This is a genomic window from Methanosarcina sp., assembly GCF_035390745.1.
Classification (GTDB): domain Archaea; phylum Halobacteriota; class Methanosarcinia; order Methanosarcinales; family Methanosarcinaceae; genus Methanosarcina.
Map to the genome: position 1 here is coordinate 85,343 of NZ_DAOOUJ010000002.1, position 18,244 is coordinate 103,586.

Annotated in this window: 17 protein-coding genes and 1 tRNA gene; 6 read left to right on the forward strand and 12 right to left on the reverse strand. The window is 43.6% G+C overall.

Going from position 1 to position 18,244, the window contains the following annotated elements:
• Window positions 1-218: 218 nt before the first annotated feature.
• Window positions 219-710 carry a rubrerythrin family protein gene (locus PLL47_RS01275; RefSeq protein ID WP_324443890.1) on the reverse strand — a complete coding sequence of 164 codons (492 nt, stop codon included), beginning with the start codon at window positions 708-710 and terminating at the stop codon, window positions 219-221.
• 396 nt (window positions 711-1,106) lie between these two features.
• Between PLL47_RS01275 and PLL47_RS01280 the strand changes: the two genes are divergently transcribed.
• Complete coding sequence (locus PLL47_RS01280; protein WP_324443891.1) at window positions 1,107-1,403, forward strand: hypothetical protein; 297 nt, start codon at window positions 1,107-1,109, stop codon at window positions 1,401-1,403.
• Window positions 1,404-1,697: 294 nt separating this feature from the next.
• On the opposite strand, the gene PLL47_RS01285 is transcribed toward PLL47_RS01280, so the two are convergent.
• The 9 genes from PLL47_RS01285 to priS form a co-directional block, all read right to left on the reverse strand.
• A tRNA-Ser gene (locus PLL47_RS01285) sits at window positions 1,698-1,777 on the reverse strand.
• Between the two features lie 122 nt (window positions 1,778-1,899).
• Window positions 1,900-3,297, reverse strand: a complete 1,398-nt coding sequence (locus PLL47_RS01290) for a TIGR00375 family protein (RefSeq protein ID WP_324443892.1) — start codon at window positions 3,295-3,297, stop codon at window positions 1,900-1,902.
• A gap of 93 nt (window positions 3,298-3,390) precedes the next feature.
• Complete coding sequence (locus tag PLL47_RS01295) at window positions 3,391-4,161, reverse strand: proteasome assembly chaperone family protein (RefSeq protein ID WP_324443893.1); 771 nt, start codon at window positions 4,159-4,161, stop codon at window positions 3,391-3,393.
• Between the two features lie 8 nt (window positions 4,162-4,169).
• Window positions 4,170-4,325 carry an RNA-protein complex protein Nop10 gene (locus tag PLL47_RS01300; RefSeq protein WP_324443895.1) on the reverse strand — a complete coding sequence of 52 codons (156 nt, stop codon included), beginning with the start codon at window positions 4,323-4,325 and terminating at the stop codon, window positions 4,170-4,172.
• Window positions 4,326-4,331: 6 nt separating this feature from the next.
• Window positions 4,332-5,138 carry a translation initiation factor IF-2 subunit alpha gene (locus PLL47_RS01305; protein WP_324443897.1) on the reverse strand — a complete coding sequence of 269 codons (807 nt, stop codon included), beginning with the start codon at window positions 5,136-5,138 and terminating at the stop codon, window positions 4,332-4,334.
• Window positions 5,139-5,210: 72 nt separating this feature from the next.
• Window positions 5,211-5,399 (reverse strand): 30S ribosomal protein S27e, encoded by a 189-nt coding sequence (locus tag PLL47_RS01310; RefSeq protein WP_011020692.1) that lies wholly within the window; start codon window positions 5,397-5,399, stop codon window positions 5,211-5,213.
• Between the two features lie 6 nt (window positions 5,400-5,405).
• Window positions 5,406-5,684 carry a 50S ribosomal protein L44e gene (locus tag PLL47_RS01315; protein WP_324443931.1) on the reverse strand — a complete coding sequence of 93 codons (279 nt, stop codon included), beginning with the start codon at window positions 5,682-5,684 and terminating at the stop codon, window positions 5,406-5,408.
• A 390-nt stretch (window positions 5,685-6,074) separates the two neighbouring features.
• Window positions 6,075-6,800, reverse strand: a complete 726-nt coding sequence (locus PLL47_RS01320; protein ID WP_324443933.1) for a DNA replication complex subunit Gins51 — start codon at window positions 6,798-6,800, stop codon at window positions 6,075-6,077.
• Window positions 6,766-8,010 carry a DNA primase catalytic subunit PriS gene (gene priS, locus PLL47_RS01325; RefSeq protein ID WP_324443935.1) on the reverse strand — a complete coding sequence of 415 codons (1,245 nt, stop codon included), beginning with the start codon at window positions 8,008-8,010 and terminating at the stop codon, window positions 6,766-6,768. Before priS ends, PLL47_RS01320 begins: the two co-directional genes overlap by 35 nt.
• A gap of 355 nt (window positions 8,011-8,365) precedes the next feature.
• Between priS and PLL47_RS01330 the strand changes: the two genes are divergently transcribed.
• The 4 genes from PLL47_RS01330 (at window position 8,366) to PLL47_RS01345 (ending at window position 15,315) form a co-directional block, all read left to right on the forward strand.
• Window positions 8,366-9,196, forward strand: a complete 831-nt coding sequence (locus PLL47_RS01330; protein WP_324443937.1) for a formylglycine-generating enzyme family protein — start codon at window positions 8,366-8,368, stop codon at window positions 9,194-9,196.
• Window positions 9,197-9,438: 242 nt separating this feature from the next.
• Window positions 9,439-11,670 (forward strand): ribosome rescue protein RqcH, encoded by a 2,232-nt coding sequence (gene rqcH / locus PLL47_RS01335; protein ID WP_324443939.1) that lies wholly within the window; start codon window positions 9,439-9,441, stop codon window positions 11,668-11,670.
• Complete coding sequence (locus PLL47_RS01340; protein WP_324443941.1) at window positions 11,667-12,719, forward strand: mRNA surveillance protein pelota; 1,053 nt, start codon at window positions 11,667-11,669, stop codon at window positions 12,717-12,719. Before rqcH ends, PLL47_RS01340 begins: the two co-directional genes overlap by 4 nt.
• A 409-nt stretch (window positions 12,720-13,128) precedes the next feature.
• The gene (locus tag PLL47_RS01345) at window positions 13,129-15,315 is read left to right on the forward strand and encodes an MA0829/MM1976 family S-layer protein (RefSeq protein ID WP_324443943.1); all 2,187 of its coding nucleotides are present in this window, start codon (window positions 13,129-13,131) and stop codon (window positions 15,313-15,315) included.
• A 76-nt stretch (window positions 15,316-15,391) separates the two neighbouring features.
• Here PLL47_RS01345 and PLL47_RS01350 read toward each other — a convergent pair whose 3' ends face one another.
• A complete protein-coding gene (locus PLL47_RS01350) occupies window positions 15,392-16,111 on the reverse strand; it encodes a DUF1614 domain-containing protein (protein WP_324443946.1) in 720 nt (239 codons plus the stop codon).
• A gap of 185 nt (window positions 16,112-16,296) precedes the next feature.
• Window positions 16,297-17,172: a DNA integrity scanning protein DisA nucleotide-binding domain protein gene (locus PLL47_RS01355; RefSeq protein ID WP_324443948.1), complete on the reverse strand. Its 876-nt coding sequence runs from the start codon at window positions 17,170-17,172 to the stop codon at window positions 16,297-16,299.
• Between the two features lie 432 nt (window positions 17,173-17,604).
• On the opposite strand from PLL47_RS01355, the gene thpR reads away from it, so the two are divergent.
• Entirely contained in the window at window positions 17,605-18,150 is a 546-nt protein-coding gene (thpR, locus tag PLL47_RS01360; protein ID WP_324444006.1) for an RNA 2',3'-cyclic phosphodiesterase, read from the forward strand.
• The last annotated feature ends 94 nt before the right edge of the window (window positions 18,151-18,244 follow it).

Consider the following 18,244-nt stretch of genomic DNA (forward strand, 5'->3'; position numbering starts at 1 on the left):
TCTTTTAAATACTTAACGGCAGGAAGTAATGTTTTCAAGAAAATGTTTTTAAAATGTTCCTTAAATATTTCTATTTCTTCCTCAGCACATTAGAACAAAGCAAATTTTAAGCAGGAAAATAAGGCATATGGAAGCAAAAAAGCAGGTAGAGAGCTTTTCTTATTTGTCAGCTCTCTATCTCTCGATAATTGCCCGAAAATGCTGTTTTATCGGGGTTTTCAGTCGATTTTATTGAACTTGGATGCAGATGCCCCGCAGATCGGGCAGTTGCCTTCGGGTTCGCCTTCTACAGTATGTCCGCAGACCGGACATACGTAATAGTCAACTTCTTTGTTATTTCCAATTTCTTGCAGTGCCTTTTCGTACAGCATGGCATGAACTTTTTCTACTTTATTTGCTACTTCAAAGCTCCAGAGAGCCCTTTTGTCCCCTTCTGCCTGTGCTTCCTCTATGAATTGGGGGTACATTTTCGTAAACTCGTATGTTTCCCCTTCAATTGCTTCTTTCAGGTTATCCATTGTGGTCCCAATACCGCCCATGCGCTGAAGGTGATTGAGGGCATGGACTGTTTCTGCAGCAGCAGCGGCTCTAAAGAGTTTAGCTATCTGGTGATACCCTTCCTCGTCTGCTTTCTTTGCGAATGCCAGATACGTTCTGTTTGCCATCGATTCGCCGGTAAATGCAGCTTTGAGGTTGTCTTTGGAACTCATATATCTCTCCCCTTTGTTTGAAATCTTTTTTCACCTTATTATCAGGTTATATCTATTATTTCTAACGCTCAGTGTGTCTGATATTAAAATCTAAATCTATACACCAGAGCATCTTAATTTTTAATGGAAAGAGATCTATATCATATTTTTTAGAAAAAGAAACTGGATCTATTTGGAAAAAAGAGCCCTTAAAAGAAGAGAATATCCAAAAAGATCATTTAGATTTATTTTTTTTAAGAATAAACCGAAATAATTATTAAAGGTAGTGTTATTCAATACTATTCACAATGCTCTAATGTGAGGAAGTTAGGAAATAATTTCTACGCATCTGGGTAAATTTAAAACACTTCTACTCTTCATGAAAACTATAAAATAAATGATATTGAGGTAAACAAAATGAAGAAAATGAGCTTTTTAGTAATTAGCTTGCTGCTTCTTTCCATAGTAGCAATATCAGGGTGCACAGGTGGCGAAAAAGCTGAAACTGCTACCCCTACCGAAGAAGTTACTCCTACCGAAGAAGTTACTCCTACCGAAGAAGTTACCCCTGTAGAAGAAACAGAGGGTAATGTGTCTCCCAACGCTAGTATGCCTCCTGCTGGAGAAATGCCTGGCAACAATACTACTCTGCCTCCCAAGCCTCCTGCAGTAAATATGTCTGGTAACAATTCTACCATACCCCCAGCCAAATAAATGATCTGTAATAAGGCATAATTCAACCACTGATATCTTTCTTCAAAGCAGTGGTAATAAACCTATATTTATTATTGATAGTGAAGCCCCTTCTTTGCTTTTCTACAGTGAAGAAAAGGCTTCTTACGAGTTTTTACTTCGTCCAGTAGTCCCAGAATTATAACTCACTAATCTATCTAGAATTACAGCTACTGATCTACAATCTTCCCTTAAAACGCCTTGAAAGTAAAAAAAGGAATTCAGGCGATTTTACTTTTTCTAAAAAAGGTTTTAACAGATTTAATTTGGAATTTACGCCCAGGGCAGGATTCGAACCTGCGATCCCAAAGGGAACGGTTTTCGAGACCGTCGCCATACCGCTAGACGACCTGGGCATTTTGATTCCAAAGTATTTAAGTAATGAGGAAGTTTCCGGGCATCGCCCGGCGTTTCTGGTGCAGAGTAAAGTGAATATACTTTCTATCTTATATATTTTATTCTCGCGAATTCCATAATTTTAAAAATCAAAAAGGGATTTCTGACCTGCAGTTTTTTCTGTATTCTCTTCTGATCTTTTTGCTTCTGTTCCAGCTGCCATCTCTACATCCGCCTTTAATGCTTTTCCAGTAATTTTTTGCTCGAAGTCAGAGAAAGATATCTGGGTCCCGGGCTTTTCTTTCTCCTTCGTCATCCTTGAAGCTCTTTTCTTTTCCTCACCGGCTTTTACTGCAGGTTCAGCCTTCTCATTTTTCAGGTGTTCAGGCAGTTCAAGCCAGCCGTACTGCCCTCCTCCTCCCGGGTGAATTATAACATTACCTTTCCTGAAGGCGAGAATTGCGTTCACTATCTTCTCGTCCACTATTTTCAGGTATTCGGGTTCTGCATAAATAAGGGCTTCAACCTCGTTTCCAAAGTGCTCTACAAGGGTTTCCCAGGCTGTTTTTACGCCTTTTGTCTGGACACCTGCATGGCCAAGTGCCATCTGTATGATTTCTGCAAGAGGGATAAGGTGAAGATAAGGCGGGCGGTAAACAGGATGTCTGGGCTCTTCAAAATCAGCAAGTTCGTTGACCCGGTCAAACACTCCTTTTTTTATAACGCCTCCGCATGCAGAACAGCGCCATTTAATAGCTTCAGCTTCGGGCAGAGTATACTGGGTAAAACATTTGATGCAGGCAGACCTGTTGTACTTTCCTTCTTCAGGGAAAAAGCCGACATTCAGAGTAGACCCGTATCCCTGTTCCCTCAGAATGGCTTTTTTTATGCCATCAAAGGTAATATCAGGGACATTGAACTGAGTAAATTCCCTTGCTAATTTATTAGCAGACGGGGAATGGGCATCAGAGTTTGTGAGAAAAGTAAGTCGGTGCAGTTCTTCAATCCTGTCCGCATAATCACTGTCTGCGCTCAGTCCAAGTTCAACAAAAGAAACGTAATCTGTCATACTCCCATAGCAGCTTTCCAGGCTGTCATGGTAAGCGTAAAGAGCAGTCCAGGGAGTAAAAGCATGGCAGGGGCCGATAAGAGCTCCAATATCCTTTGCAATCTCGGCAATTTCACAGCCGTCCAGCTTAACTGCGGGTCTTCCATCTGCTTCAAGGTTTCCAAAAGGGGCAATTCTTTCTGACAGCTCTTCGGCTTTTGAAATTGAAGGCAAAATAAGAAGGTGATGCACACGGTCGATATCTTCAATCTCGGTAGTAGGGATAAAAGAAATGTTTCCTATCCTGATTTCTTCGTCTGAAATGGCTGCTTTCTTAATCTCTTCGAGCCACTTCGGATGGGTACAGTCCCCTGTACCTATAAGCTCCATCCCTTTTTTCGAGGCTTCACTTGCAATTGAGGGCAATTCCATCTTCATGGAACATGCCATCGAGTACTTTGAATGAAGATGGAGGTCTGCATTGACTTTCATTTCCGAACCTTTCGCCAGAAGTTTTTAACTATCAGGTTCTCTACAGTGTGTTTATCCGGATTTTTGTCCTTATTTACTTCCTGAAATGTATATTTATCCTATATAACGCAGGTCTTCTTCCGTGGGCTTGACTTCCGGGAGGTTCTGCTGTTCTTCTTTTTCTTTCAATTTCTCGAGGATGTTCTCCATTTCCTCAGCTTTTTTCTTCAGAGAGTCTGTATTTACCTCGATTCCGAAAATATTGCACAGCACTTTCAAAAGAGATTGGGCGCTTTTAGGGTCCATAAGGTATCCGGGTGTCATTCCCATGAGGCAGGCGGCATCTATGCCCCTCATCCCGCTGAAAGCCACAAGCAGGCCGGAAGCTCCTACGATTCCTCCGCTCGGCTCGGATTCCCTGAACTCCACTCCGTATTTTTTAATCTCTTCTATCAGTTCAGTGCTGTTGGCAACTCCAAGGACTGTCTCTTCATAGGTGAGTTTGCCTGTCGGGTAGCCTCCGAGAGTGTATATCCTGGGAACTTTCAGTTCCTCTGCAATGTCCAGGTAAAGAGAACAGAGTTCGTAGTGCCCCTGTGCAGTGGTACTCTGGTGGTCTCCAACGAGAAAAAGAACATCAGTTTCGTTTGCTTTCCCCTGATATATGGTGTTGCTTACCGGACGGACGGTACAATCTTTGTTGACAAGAACCTGAGGCGGAAAGTGTGGGGAATAAACCTCCATAATCTTTTCAGCCGCGAGTTCGTCTACAAGATGTTCTGCTACCAGCTTGCCCACAAGCCCTACTCCTGGAAGTCCGACAACCATTATGGGGTTTTTGAGTGCAAGGTTTTCTTTCAGGCGGACAAGTATACTTTGCTGCATAAAAATCCTTATCCTTTCTTTGCCAGTCTGCGGTACTTACCATAAGGGTCCTGAGGAGAAAAGCGAGCCGGGATAGCGGGTAAGGCATCTCCCCCGCAAACCGGACATTTTTCCCTTAAAGTGTACCTGCCGCAATTTTTGCATTTGCGGATCTTTTGTCCCAAAGGGTATCACGCCTTTGTCGATTCGATATGCCGTTTAAAGACCCCGTGTCCACCGAGTTTGGAAATAGTGTCTATTGCCGTCTGGGCGGATTTCTTAAGGACTGATTCGGCTTTCTTATAATCAGGAGCTATCACCTTGATTCGATATCTCGGAGCCCCCGTGTAAGTTATGTCGAGCCTGACATCCTTTCCATCTACATCGCTGATGGAATTCGCAGCACTGAGGGATTGTTTTATGACCTCTATGCCGTTTGGAAGATTACAGGTCAGATCAACATACCCTGCGATATCCACGAAAGGCAGTTTGATATTTTCTCCTGCAATTTTGACTATGCTCTTCAGGTATTTCTTGTTGACTTTAAGTCCTTTAAAAGCCTTCTCCCCTTCGATAGCTGCTTCTTCAAAGGCTGAATATGCGCTTCCAAAGTCTTCTACAAGTCTCTCGTGCAGAGCCTGCAGGCCGTTTTCATCTGTCTTGGTCTCTTCGGCCACGAACTGGAGCCACTTGGCGGCTTTCTGCTCATTCTTCCATTCCTGGATTTTAGCCCGCCGCTGGTGCTCGTTCACGTCTTTCAATGAAAGGTCTATGTGGCCGCGGGAAGGGTCCACGTTCAGAACCTTGCAGACAATCTTCTGCCCTTCCCTGACGTAATCCCTGACGTATTTGACCCAGCCTGCTTTAATTTCAGAGATGTGGATAAAACCTTCCCGCCCTCCGAATTCCTCAAGCTCGACGTAGGCTCCGAAATCAGTTACATTCTTCACCGTACAGACAACAAACTCTCCGACTTCGGGCCAGTTATCGTTTCCCATTCGTACCACTTCTCGATTTTTGTCTTTTATTACTCTCTACTGTACTCCTGTTCAGTGCTTTTACCGGTCCGGTTATTCAAGCACTTCCAGGATGTGAGTGGTAATTGTAGATTTTCCACCGGTTGGTTCGGCAAGGGTTCTTCCACAGACAACGCAGGTAATCTTGCGGCTTGCGCTTCCGAATATGATCTGTTCGTTTTCGCAGTCGTTGCACTTTACGCGCAGGAACCTGCTCTTTGGCCTCTGGGTATAGTCTACCATATTATCTTACTCCTTGAACTCGAACTTCTTTGCCCTGAAGCAGGGTCTCTGGTGTGCTTTCTTACATACTGAGCAGCGATACCTGAGCCAGATGCGCTTTGTCGGCTTGTCGCCGCCGGGCACCTTGGAGAACTTTCCGCTGTTCCCTATGCCTTGCTGTCTGTTCTTCTGCCTTGCAATGTGGGTTAATGATGAAGCCTGGCCCTTCTTTACCCTCTCTGCTACGTGTTCCTGGTGGGTCTTACAGAACGGGCAGTAAGTTCTGAACTTCTTTGGAATCTTCATTCTTTACACCTTTTTGTCGATTATTGGTATTGGTGTGCATGTTCCGGCTTTGGCGGAAAAGCATCGTTTAAATATACTTGTTTAATACGTATGGCGTTACGTATGGCGTTTTATTTCCTGGGAAGCTATTATTTGGGAAGCCTTTGATTGATGAGTTTGAAATAATTCAGACCTCTTTTGTCTCGAATCCTGAGTTGCGGTCTCTATCGGAGACGAGGTCAGAGCACGCTAACAAGGTTAAGCTACACAGATATAGCTACACATATAAATAATAATGCTATTACCTGAAGTGCCTCTTTTTTCATAAGGCATGAGCCTTCCATTTGCAGGCATTCTGATGTTGCCATCAAACTGTTTTTCTGGCTAAAAAAAGCTGCATGTTTCAAGAAATTAATTCTTTTCGGAATTCTTCTCTACGGAACTTTTGTCCCCCGCAGCAATCAGTTTTGCTGCATTCCGCTTTATCAGCCCTGTTGCATTCAGTTGCGGCAAAACAACAACATCTTCGGCATTGACCGTATAATTCCTGCCGTCTGCACCTGTGAAGGTAGGCAAATCCTTCAGTATTCGAACAACAACATAGTTTTCGTTTATATTGTTTTTGCCCGGATCTGTCCCGGTTTCCTTTTCCGCTGCAGTCACGGTTACTTCTTCCCCGTTTTTTACTTCCGAATGAACTGGGGCAGGAGCCTGTCTTGAAGCCCATACACAGGGCCAGTTAGCAGTCTTTCCGGAATCAGGGTAAAGAATGGGGCCAAGCAGCTCTATTTTTGCAGCTTCGATTCCCTGAATCACAAGGTCATAAAGCAGTTTTTCCGCAGGAAGCAGTTTTTCGATATCCTTTGAAATAGGTTTATCAGCGTGAGACTGGATCGTTGCCCTGGTAATGACCTTTCCTATCCTTTTCATAAATATGGTCTCAAGGTCAGAAAGCGCTCTTTCATGCTCATCGTTGAGCATTTTTGACTCCGGTGAACGGGGATTATTTATTTTACTTATCTCTTTCTCAAGTTCCCGGATGTATTTTTCGGCTTCCAGGTAAAAATCAGCCGGAATTGTCTTCAGGGTCTGGTTTTTTTCTTTATACAGTGTCTGGCTGATTTCTTCTATATCCATATTCTGCAACACCTCTACAAATCAGATATACGGCTGCGTACTCCGGAACTTCCTGTATGCCTTCATCTATTCTTAAATCCTTGCCCTTTAACTGTACTGAGAAAGGCTTTGAAACAGTTATTTTTACCGGTCTCTCGCCAAAAACAACCGCATCATTCAGCGGATCAAAACTTTCCAGTTCGGACAAAGAAAGTTTTTTAACCATCATCCCTGATCCGCCGTGCAGGGATCCGGGCACACGAATAAGTCTTTTGATGTCGGCAGTTACAGGTTCGTCAACGCTCGCTCCGAACCTGTGCAGGAAATTTTCCCTTGATTCCTGCATGAAATATGCGGCAATCTCCTTAAAGTTTCTTACGTCGAAGTCCAGCCTTCCTCTCTCAAGAATATCCTTTAAGCCGTTTTCACTGTTAGTAATATTAATTAGCTTTTTGATTGTGGTGTCCCCTACCTTCTCATGCCTTCTAAGCTCGGAAAACATATCTTTTTTGTATTTCTTTCCGCACTCTGCTTTCATGTAATCCGTAAGGTAAAGTGCAATCCTCTTCCCCCACCCCGAATCATAACCCACGAGCGTGCATTTCATCGGCACGTTCTTGATCCCTTTAAATGACTTTGAGCCTGTCCCGAAATCTCCGTCCATTGCAACTTCCCTGAAAAAGTGCTTGAAATCAAGGTCTCTGCCGCTGACATAGTTCACGATTTCCCTTCTTTCGGAACTGCCGAGCTTCAGGACTTTCGGACTTGTAATGTGGAAATGGTACCCTCTCCCTCCGGAAAATACGAGCTCGATCTCCTGCTCTGAGAACCCAAAATCGTCTAAAAGGAAGTCCATCAGCTTGAAAGTCTCTTTCTTTACAAGCTCAAGCATATCCGCATAATTCCTCGGTGCGTCCGGCAGGTGGTCTGCATCAAGATCAAAAATGAGCTCTGCGCCGAGCCAGTTTTTCTCGTTCATTTTCCGCGCATCAGGGTATTCATAATAAGCGGTAGAGTTATAAACATGCGCAGGCGCCATGCCGTAAAGGTAATCAAGAGCTTCTCCAGGCGAGCCGAAAGATTTGTGCCTGTGCATCATCTTTTCCGGCATGTCATCATAAAAGATAAAAGCCCATTCCCTGTTAGGCAGGTGGTCAGGAAGGCCTATCTCGGCGGTTTTATAATACTTCTGAAAACAGGATTTCAAATAACGGGTGGTTCGGATGTCCATGGTTTTAGGGCTTCAGGGTTTTGGATCTCGGTTAATTATTTTGTCAGGGATATGGTCTGGGTTTTTCTAAGATAAATTATCTCATATTTTACTTTTGGTTATCTATAAATTTTCTTTTTTACTGTCTACCTGCCTATCCTTGCTCAGGTCAGAGATTTTGAAACTAATAAAAAGCTTCTTTAAGTTAAAAAAGTCATAAAGATAGAGTCATGCGCAATAAATATAAGATAATAAGAAACTTAAAAATGGATTCCATTATTATACTATCATGCTTATAATTGTCATAGTCAACGAGTGTGAAAATTGGCGAAACTGTAGAAACTGATGAAGATAATGATTTTGGGGGTTAAGTATTTTGGGAAGTAAAATCAGTATTATAAATCCTATTAACACAATCCGGTCCTATTTGAAAAAGAAAGAAATTGAAGGCTCTATCGAAGATTCCATTGAATATTCGAATGGTGCGACAGAGTCTGAGAACCACGAAACTTTTATCAGCTCGTCTACAGGCATCGAATTTTTACTGATCCCTGCAGGCGAATTTATAATGGGATCCTCTCCCGAAGAGAAAGACAGGTCAGACTGCGAATCTCCTGTCCATAGGGTTACGATTAAAAATCCTTTTTACATGGGCAAAACTCCGGTTACACAAAGACAGTGGAAGAAGATTATGGGAACCAGCCCTGCAAACTTCAGTGATGAATCCCTGCCTGTAGAGAAGGTTTCCTGGGAAGAGGTCCAGGAATTTATTCAAAAACTGAACACGAGGGAAAACACCTCTAAATACCGTCTGCCCTCGGAAGCCGAATGGGAATATGCCTGCAGAGCCGGCACACAGAGCAGGTACTTTTTTGGCGACGATGAATCAAAGCTTGGCGATTATGCATGGTACGTCAGGAACGCAGGCCGCAAAACTCACCCGGTTGGTAAAAAGAAACCAAATCCCTGGGGACTTTACGATATGCACGGAAACGTCTGGGAATGGGTTCAGGACAGATGGCACGATAATTATAACGGCTCTCCTTCTGATGGCAGCGCATGGGAAGACGGAAACAGTTCCAATCGTGTCTCTCGCGGAGGAAGCTGGTACTGTGATGTAGATTCCTGCCGCTCGGCTGCCCGCTTCAGCCGTGAGCCTGAGAAACGTTTAGCCAATCTTGGATTTCGGCTTGTGAGGGAATTATAACTATTCCTATTCGGTCTCTTTTTATCATTCGAGTTTCCTTTTAAAATGCCTCTCAAAAATCTTTCCCACAATAAGAGTCCTCTTGAGGGAGCAAAGCGACCGAAAAGGACACCGCCTTCCCGAGGCGGAACTCGGGAAGGACAGCGGGCTCCCAAATCGCAATTCGGGAGCTTGAAAATTTCCTATCTGTAAAAAAATTCTACAGTAACACTTATACATGAGTCCTCTATTATATCCACTTCATGAAACAGGATATGTCAAGTGCAGACGTTGCTGCAGTTGTTGCCGAACTGTCAGCGGGTCCCAGGTCCATTATTGATGCGAAGATCGGAAAGATCTACCAGCCTGCGAGCGAGGAGATACGCATCAACCTTTACGTTTTTCATCAGGGAAGGGACAACCTGGTTATCGAGGCAGGAAAGCGCCTCCATATGACAAAGTACATCCGGGCAAGCCCCACGCTTCCCCAGGCTTTTCCCATGCTTCTGCGAAAATACCTGATGGGAGGCAGGATTGTATCTGTCGAGCAGCACGACTTCGACAGGATCATTAAAATAGGGATTGAGAGAGCTGGAGTCAGAAGCACACTCATTGTAGAACTGTTTGCGCGAGGCAATGTCCTGATAGTGGATTCGGAAAACAAAATCATCCTGCCCATGAATCCCGTAACCCTTAAGGACCGCAGGCTCAGGAGTGGAGAGGTTTATGAGCTTCCGGAAGCGCAGTTGAGCCCTGTCGAAGCTAAAGTTTCGGACCTCATGGATGCGTTTTCTAAATCAACGGCTGATATAGTCCGGACCATTGCTACAAGGTTCAACCTCGGAGGCGTCCTCGCAGAAGAAGCCTGTGCACGCGCAGGAATCGAGAAGTCCAAACCTGCAAAAGAAGCTACCCTGGAGGATGCTGAAAAGCTCCAAAATGCATTGCAGGATCTTTTTTCACCTCTTTTCAGGGGAAGGGCGGCTGCCAAACCTGAAGGTGAGCCCGAAACCGAAGCTGGGATCGAAACTCAGATTCCCGGGCTCAGGCCCCAGCACGTGAAGCAGGAAATTAATGGAAAAATTGAAACCTTTGATGTAGTGCCATTTGACCTTAAGCGCTATTCAGATTATGAAAAAGAATATTTTGATTCATTTAATACGGCACTTGATGAGTTTTTCGGGAAAAAAGCTCTGGAACAGGTCGCAGAGGTAAAAGAAGCTGAAAAGAAGGAAAAAACCCTGGGTGTCTTTGAAAGGCGTCTGCTTCAGCAGGAAGAGAGCCTTGCAAAGTTCGGAAAAGAAATTGAGAAAAACAATGCCCTTGCAGAAATCGTATATGCAAATTACCAGGTTATTGAAGAACTTTTTTCCGTACTCAATGGCGCAAGGGCAAAGGGCTATTCCTGGGATGAAATCCGTTCCATCCTCAAACAGGCAAAAAAGACCGTGCCTGCTGCTCAAAAAATTACGAACATTGACCCGAAAACCGGAACTATAATGGTAGACCTCGACGGGAAGATCGTAAGCCTTGATATCCGCAAGACCGTGCCTCAGAATGCTCAGGAATACTATGAAAAGGTCAAAAAGTTCACCAAAAAGAGGGATGGGGCTATCAGGGCTATTGAGGACACTAAAAAGGCTATGGAGAAAAAGGCTGCGTCAAAAGCTGCAAAGGCGGGCAGGAAACTGCAGGCGTCCAGGAAAAAGCACTGGTACGACCGTTTCAGGTGGTTTGTGTCTTCAGACGGATTCCTGGTTGTAGGAGGCAGGGACGCCGATACCAACGAAGAGATTTTCAAAAAATACATGGAAAAGAGAGACATCGTTTTCCATACACAGACTCCGGGCGCTCCTCTTACGGTTGTAAAGACCGGAGGAGAAGAAGTTCCGGAATCCACACTTCAGGAGGCTGCGCAGTTTGCGGTTTCTTATTCGAGCCTCTGGAAAGCCGGGCAGTCCAGCGGGGACTGTTACTGGATTAAATCCGAACAGGTAACAAAGACCCCTGAATCGGGAGAATACCTGAAAAAAGGGGCTTTCGTTATCCGCGGGGAGCGTAACTACTTCAAAGACGTGCCTCTTGGCATTGCAGTCGGGCTTGAGCTGAAAGGCGGTGAAACAAGGGTTATAGGCGGGCCTGCTTCTGCAGTCCGGAAGAACGGAGATTATATCCTTGAAATTGTTCCCGGCAAATTCAACCAGAACGATATCTCGAAAAAGATCTACCGGATTTATGCAGATGAGCTGAATGACCCTCGTTTTGTGAAACAGATCGCATCCCCTGACCAGGTAGCTATGATGATTCCTGCCGGAGAATCTGATATCAGGAGCCAGAAGCCTGAACGAAAAGGAAAGGGAGTCGGGTTCGAAGGCGAGGAGTATGAAACTCCCGGAACAGAAGCAGGATTTGAAGATAGCGAAGGCGAAACTGATGAGGAATTCATAGAAGAAGCCGGAGAAGGTATTGAAAAGACTGGAGTGAAAAAGGTATGAGGGTGACAAACCGTTCTCTGAAAGGCAGGGAAGGGGAAATTGCAGTAACAGCCGAGACCCTTGATGACCTCTGGCACCTGAAATATATAATTGAAAAGGGAGACCTGGTCTTTGCCGTGACCAAAAGGAAAGCCGATACGGCAAGCGATAAACTCCGCCCGGAAAAGGTTGAGAAAGTAAAGGTAAGGCTGGGGATCAGGGTCGAGGAACTTGAGTTCCATAAATTTGCAAACAGGCTGCGAATACATGGCCCTATAGAGCACGGGATGGACGCAGGTTCCTATCACACACTCAATGTGGAAATCGGGACTAACATCTCAATCATTAAGGATCACTGGAAAAACGACCAGCTCCAGCGCATTCAGGATGCTGAAGAAGCCGGAAAGCGCCCGAAAGTTGTGATTGTGGCAGTTGAGGAAGGAGATGCAGATATTGGTTTTGTGCGCCACTACGGAATTGAGGTCTATTCACATATCCGGCAGTCCTCCGGGAAGCGGGAGAGCGGGCTTCGGAATGAGTTTTTCAGGGAAATTGTTGAACAGCTCAGGCACGCCGTTCCTGAAGATGCTTCTATAGTGATTGCAGGGCCGGGTTTTACAAAAGAGGATTTCCTGAAATACTTCAGTGAAGTTGAGTCCGGAATGGCTTCAAAGGCATTGATTGAAGACACATCCATGATAGGGATGTCCGGGTTTCAGGAAGTGCTCCGCAGAGGGGCTGTGGACCGGATCATGCAGGAATCCCGCATCGCCCGGGAGTCTTCTCTTATGGAAGACCTTATCAGGGAAATATCAATGGACGGCAAAGCTGCTTACGGTTTTGCAGATGTCAAAAATGCACTTGGTTACGGTGCTGTTGAAACCCTGCTAATTGCTGACGAAACCCTTCGGGAAGGGCGGGAAAAAGGGGAAGATATTGATAAGCTCCTTATGGAAGTCGAGCAGGCGCAGGGAAAGGTTGTTGTGTTCAGCACAGCCTTTGAGCCCGGAGAAAAACTTCACAAGCTTGGCGGAATCGCAGCTCTGCTCCGTTTCAAAGTAACGGGCTGATCCAGTGCAGGTCTGTTAATCTTCAGCCATCAATTCTATTAATCTACTTAATTTATTAATCTACTTAATTTGTCCTTTCATATTTCGTACATTTGGTTTTTATTTTTTCGTTATTTTATTTTCTTATTTTTGTTTTCTTTCGATTGTTAATTCTTTTCTCCTTGACATTGGATGGCTGAGAACAGTTTTTTTATTTTTGGGTCATGTTTCAGTGTTATCTTTCTGATTTTTGATTCAAATTCGTAAAATTTATTAACTACTCAGCTTTATTTGTTGTTACTTTTAGGTTTATTTATAACAATATTTGCTTATAAATAATTTCTTTGTTGAATTAGTTATTAAATTTATATTAAAATGAGTGATGGTGTTTATGAATTTCGATATTAAAAGATTTTTGCATTCGCTATTGATGGCTTTAACAATCTGTTTGATGCTTCCTGCACCGGGTCTGGCGGGTCCAGCTATTTGCGGGGTTCCTTTTGATACCAATGCTACCTCATCCGATGGTTTTTGCTGGAATGCAACCACTTTTGGGGGCTTCAACTATCCTGTAAACAAACACAGTAACTTTGTAGCTTCCGAAGACTGGTGGGGAGAACGCCTGCAGTACATTGAGAAGGATGGACAGGATGAACTTGGAAAAAACAACCCAGGAAACCATGTTATTGGTGAAGGAGAGCTTGTATATTCTACAAGGCAGTTCTCCAACAAATACGAACTTGTTTCTGAACTCGGACTCAATGCCAGTACAACTCCTGCAGAACTTGGAGGGATGTTTTTCTATAAACTTGCCTGGTTTGGAAAACCGTATGTTACCGTTGAAAACGATCCTGCCCAGCTTGCAAATATTGTTATCACGCAGGACAGCAGTGATAAAAAAGAGCTTAAAGCCGGTGACACCTGGGATCTTGGGAAAGGTTATTCTTTGACTGTGAACCAGGTAGATGTCGAGGGGGATAAGGTCTGGTTCTCCTTATCCAAAAACGGAACCGAGCTCGAGTCAGGAATTGTGAATGCAGACGGGACTGTGGAAAATCAGACTTTTACCGCAACTGCAGACTTTGGAGATGGAAAGGACCAGCTCTACTTCATCACCTATGTAGACTCTGTTTTTGTGAGTGCCACTGATTCTGTTGCAGTTTTCAAGTATACCTGGCTTATTGACAAAGATGACATTCTTGTTATTGAAAACGGGGATGAATACCAGGGATTTGAAGTAGTCGAAACTTCCGAAGATGGTATTGCCCTCGAAAACTCAGATTCTATTACCCTGGAACTTGATAAGGATAAAAAGAATTACTTCACTGATTCCTGGTACTTCCAGACCTCAGATGAAGGAAAAGGCAGCACTTCTCCGAATGGATACGTTATCCTGCCTGCAAAAGAACTGGACAAACCTGGAAATTATACTTTAAGAGGAGTACCTCTTGATACTAATGAGACATCATCCGATGATTTTTGCTGGAATGCAACTACTTTTGGAGGTTTTAACTACCCCATAAACAAACACAAGAATTTCGTTGCCTCTGAAGGCTGGTGGGGAGAGCGCCTGCAGTACATTGAGAAAGACGGGGAGGATGAACTTGGGAAAAACAATCCTGGAAACCATATTATAGGTGAAGGAGAGCTTGTGTATTCTACAAGGCAGTTCTCAGAAAAACATAAACTTGTTTCCGAACTTGAACTTAATGACAGCACAGCTCCTGCAGAACTCGGTGGAATGTTTTACTACAAACTTACATTTTTCGGAAAACCGTATGTTACTGTTGAAAACGATCCCTCACAGCTTGCAAACATTGTTATCAACCAGGAAGGCAGCGATAAAAAAGAGCTTAAAGCCGGAGACGTCTGGGACCTTGGGAAAGGTTATTCGCTAACTGTAAACCAGGTAGATGTCGAGGGCAATAAGGTCTGGTTTTCCTTATCTAAAAACGGAACCGAGCTCGAATCTGGAATTGTGAATGCAGATGGGACTGTAGAAGGTCAAACCTTTACTGCAACTGCAGATTTCGGAGACGGAAAGGACCAGCTCTATTTCGTTACCTATGTAGACTCTGTTTTTGTGAGTGCCACTGATTCATTTGCAGTTTTCAAGTATACATGGCTTATTGACAAAGATAATGTCCTTGTTATTGAAAACGGGGATGAATTCCAGGGCTTTGAAGTAGAAGAAGTTTCTGAAGATGGGATTGTTCTTACAAACTCAAAATCAATTACTTTGAACCTCGATAAAGACACAAAGAATTACTTCACCGACTCCTGGTATTTCCAGACCTCAGATGAAGGAAAGGGCAGTACTTCTTCTGCCGGATACATCATTTATCCTGCAATGGATGTGGTTGTCGAAGACAAAAACGCCACTAAACCTGCAGATAATTCCACAGAAGAGGCAAATATAACCTCAGGCTCAGAAGAATCTGAAAATATCTCAGCCGATTATAGGGCAGCGCCCTCTTCTGAAGTAACGGACTCCGAAGATAAGAATAGTAATCCTGAGGAAGCTGCAGAGAGTTCTTCTGCAAAACTTCCCGGCTTTGGAATAGTTTCCGGAATTATTGGAATTATGATATGTCTGGCTCTCAGAAGAAAGAGCTGATCTGTCATTACAGGTGAGAGTAATAGAGGTTTATTCTCTTAGAGGTCCATTCTCTTTGAGAATTATCTCTCTTTTTTCAGATCAGGAGAAGGGCGATAAACCCGCTTAAAAATATCCCATCAAAGGTGCCTGCTCCTCCTATACTTGCAATGGGAGCTCCTAAATTCTTTATTTTTCCCAGGTTAAGCAGATCAGCTCCTATCAGGGTTCCAAGCACTCCTCCTGTATAGGCAATGATAACACGGCACGTTTCAGCAGGGCAGCCGGGAATATGAATCGCTGAAGTGAGCAGGACTGCAGCAAGAACGGATGTCAGGGGCGGGACCAGAGCAGGAGTTGCTATGCCTACTCCTTTAATTGGTCTTGCCAGGGAATGGGTTATGATTGCAACAATCGCCACACCTATCCCTGCAGCACGGAAAGAATCAGGGAACTGCGTAAGAAGATATGCGGAAATCAGGACGGGAATTACTGCCCCTCCAACATTGACGGCAAGTAAGGTTTCATTCCTGACCATCCTCCGGGCAGGAATCCTGTAGGAAATCCCGAAAACCTTAATGTAACTGTCCTTAACAACCGGAATGTCAGATTTCAGAGTTGTCAATGGGATATTGATTCCGCTCCCAATAAGGGATAGGAACAGGATAAGGAGTGCGTCTTCTGCGGAAAATCCTATTTTCATGAAGGCAGAAACGATAACTCCCAGAAACAGAGAACCGAGTCCGAAGATCGTTATGAGTACTAACAGGAAAAGGAATTTCAGGCTAAAAGGCATGTAAAAAATCTGTCTGCTCATGGGGCCACTCTCGTTACTCCGGTTTTCTGCATAATTATGAGCTATCTGCATTCTCTTTATTCATTAATATCCATCTGCACTTGAGTTTCATATCTTTATGAGTGATTCTATAAAATGGGCAGTTAAATATGTTAAATATAGAGGGTTAAAAACAGGCAGTTACAAATTTTTCCCGCATTCCAGATTCAGATATATCTGGATGCAGGTTGTAAGGCTTCCATACAGAGGGTTTCTTTAGCGTCTTTATATACTCTGAGGACTCCGCCTGACTCCGACACTGTAACTGAAATTGCTACTGTATCCCTGGTAATGGCGGCTGCTGAAACGTGGCGTCCTCCAAGTCCTTTTTCAATGTCAATATTTTTTCCGTCCACATCAAGGTATCGTCCTGCTGCACGGATAATGCCTACCTCGTCTATCACAAAAACTCCGTCAAGCTGGGCAAATTCCTTTACAGATTCCCAGTTTTTTTTGTCAAGGATATTTCTGTGGATATCCTCATGGCCTGCATAAGGGTTGAGAATTATCTGATGAGAGCGTTTCAGAACTTCTTCTGAGTCCCCCACAATAAAGGCAGCTCCTATTTTTTTTCCTTCCCTGCCAGTGAGGGCGATATCAAAGGCAATTTTCAGGACTGCATTCATTACTTCCGGTTTAACTCTTTCTTCACATTCTTTCATTGCTTTTATAAGGGGGTTTTCTTCGAGATTATGGACTATAATTGAGCTGGAGCCACGAGTTTCAACAACACCGACTACAATCCCGCTTCGTGGTCCCTCAAGCATATACTCTATGGCAGCAGCATGCTGCAGGTGGTCAACATTGCCTGCAGCTTCCCTATTGAGCTGGTCCCCCAGTTCTTTTGCAGGACTTTTTCCATCTTTACTGGTTGCTACGAGATGGTCTATTATGCTTTTCGGGCGCATGGAGATATAATAAACAGGAATCCCTGCGGTTTCGATTCCCTCAAAACTAAGATCTCCAGAGACCATAATTGCGGCAGCACCAAGCTCCTGGGAAATGTGGGCTGCCGCTTCTGCAATTATACGTGCTCTGTCCATGTCACTCACCCCTTTTTATTTTTATGCAATCATGTTTGCAGTCCTGCTTTTTCATTCTGAAGTTATTAATAATCTGGTGTTTGATTTTGAAGTTAATTATTATTTCTTTGGGCCAATGTTATTTCTCCAGGTTAACATTATTTTCTCAGAGTTAACATTAATGGTAATTATTTTCTTCATAAGCCCGTTTATTTTCTAGTGTTATATCTTATATATTATAATTGTTCTGTGGTCGATTCCATTTTTCTCTTTTTCTCTACTATCTTTTTCTCAACTTCCGATACTTATTATTTCTTATTTTTTCGGGCATCGCCCGGACAAAATAGTTTACAATTTTTCAGGTAAATTGTATCTTGAATCTGCTTTTTCAGAAACATAGGTCTACAGAAACGTTTTTCTGTTTTTCCCTTCTAATCTATACTGGTGAAAGCTTTGATCAGGACATTCATAGCAGTGGAACTGGACCCAGATTTTGGGGAGAAAATCCGCCAGATTCAGGAAAGGTTTTCCGGGTTTGATCTGAAATTTGTCAATCCTGAAATTGTTCACATAACTCTGAAGTTTCTGGGTGATATTAAGGAGTCAATGGTTGACCCTGTTGCTGCAGCTCTTGATTCAATTATGTGTGAGCCTTTCGAAGCAAAAGTTGGGGGTATAGGGGTTTTCCCAAAGCCTTCAAGTCCTAAAGTCCTGTGGCTTGGAGCAACAGGAAACTTTGAAACTCTTCACGATGAAGTGGAGACCGTACTGAAACCTTTTAAGTTCAAAGAAGATGAAAGGGCATTTACAGCCCATGCTACCCTTGCCAGGGTAAAATCTCTAAATAAAGATCAAAAAACTGCTTTTATAAATGTCCTTAATGAATTAAAAAATATCGAAATTGGCAGTTTTCAGGTGAATAAAGCGCTTCTTAAAAAAAGCACTCTAACTCCCGATGGTCCTATTTATGAGACTCTGCATACGGTATACCTGGACTGAAATCCCTCCCTGTGCTGGATTGAACCAGTCCTCAATACCCGGATCGGTTTTTTATTTCTCAGTTGATTTTTTCATCTATTTTTCATCTAGCATG

Excerpts from the sequence above, each read along its gene's own strand:
- PLL47_RS01310 (WP_011020692.1), bottom strand. The coding sequence starts at position 5,399 with ATGGTAGACTATACCCAGAGGCCAAAGAGCAGGTTCCTGCGCGTAAAG.
- PLL47_RS01340 (WP_324443941.1), top strand. The coding sequence starts at position 11,667 with ATGAGGGTGACAAACCGTTCTCTGAAAGGCAGGGAAGGGGAAATTGCA.
- PLL47_RS01295 (WP_324443893.1), bottom strand. The coding sequence starts at position 4,161 with ATGCAGCAAAGTATACTTGTCCGCCTGAAAGAAAACCTTGCACTCAAA.
- PLL47_RS01305 (WP_324443897.1), bottom strand. The coding sequence starts at position 5,138 with ATGGGAAACGATAACTGGCCCGAAGTCGGAGAGTTTGTTGTCTGTACG.
- PLL47_RS01275 (WP_324443890.1), bottom strand. The coding sequence starts at position 710 with ATGAGTTCCAAAGACAACCTCAAAGCTGCATTTACCGGCGAATCGATG.
- rqcH (WP_324443939.1), top strand. The coding sequence starts at position 9,439 with ATGAAACAGGATATGTCAAGTGCAGACGTTGCTGCAGTTGTTGCCGAA.
- priS (WP_324443935.1), bottom strand. The coding sequence starts at position 8,010 with ATGGACATCCGAACCACCCGTTATTTGAAATCCTGTTTTCAGAAGTAT.
- PLL47_RS01280 (WP_324443891.1), top strand. The coding sequence starts at position 1,107 with ATGAAGAAAATGAGCTTTTTAGTAATTAGCTTGCTGCTTCTTTCCATA.
- PLL47_RS01315 (WP_324443931.1), bottom strand. The coding sequence starts at position 5,684 with ATGAAGATTCCAAAGAAGTTCAGAACTTACTGCCCGTTCTGTAAGACC.
- PLL47_RS01320 (WP_324443933.1), bottom strand. The coding sequence starts at position 6,800 with ATGGATATAGAAGAAATCAGCCAGACACTGTATAAAGAAAAAAACCAG.
- PLL47_RS01355 (WP_324443948.1), bottom strand. The coding sequence starts at position 17,172 with ATGGACAGAGCACGTATAATTGCAGAAGCGGCAGCCCACATTTCCCAG.
- PLL47_RS01350 (WP_324443946.1), bottom strand. The coding sequence starts at position 16,111 with ATGAGCAGACAGATTTTTTACATGCCTTTTAGCCTGAAATTCCTTTTC.
- PLL47_RS01290 (WP_324443892.1), bottom strand. The coding sequence starts at position 3,297 with ATGAAAGTCAATGCAGACCTCCATCTTCATTCAAAGTACTCGATGGCA.
- PLL47_RS01345 (WP_324443943.1), top strand. The coding sequence starts at position 13,129 with ATGGCTTTAACAATCTGTTTGATGCTTCCTGCACCGGGTCTGGCGGGT.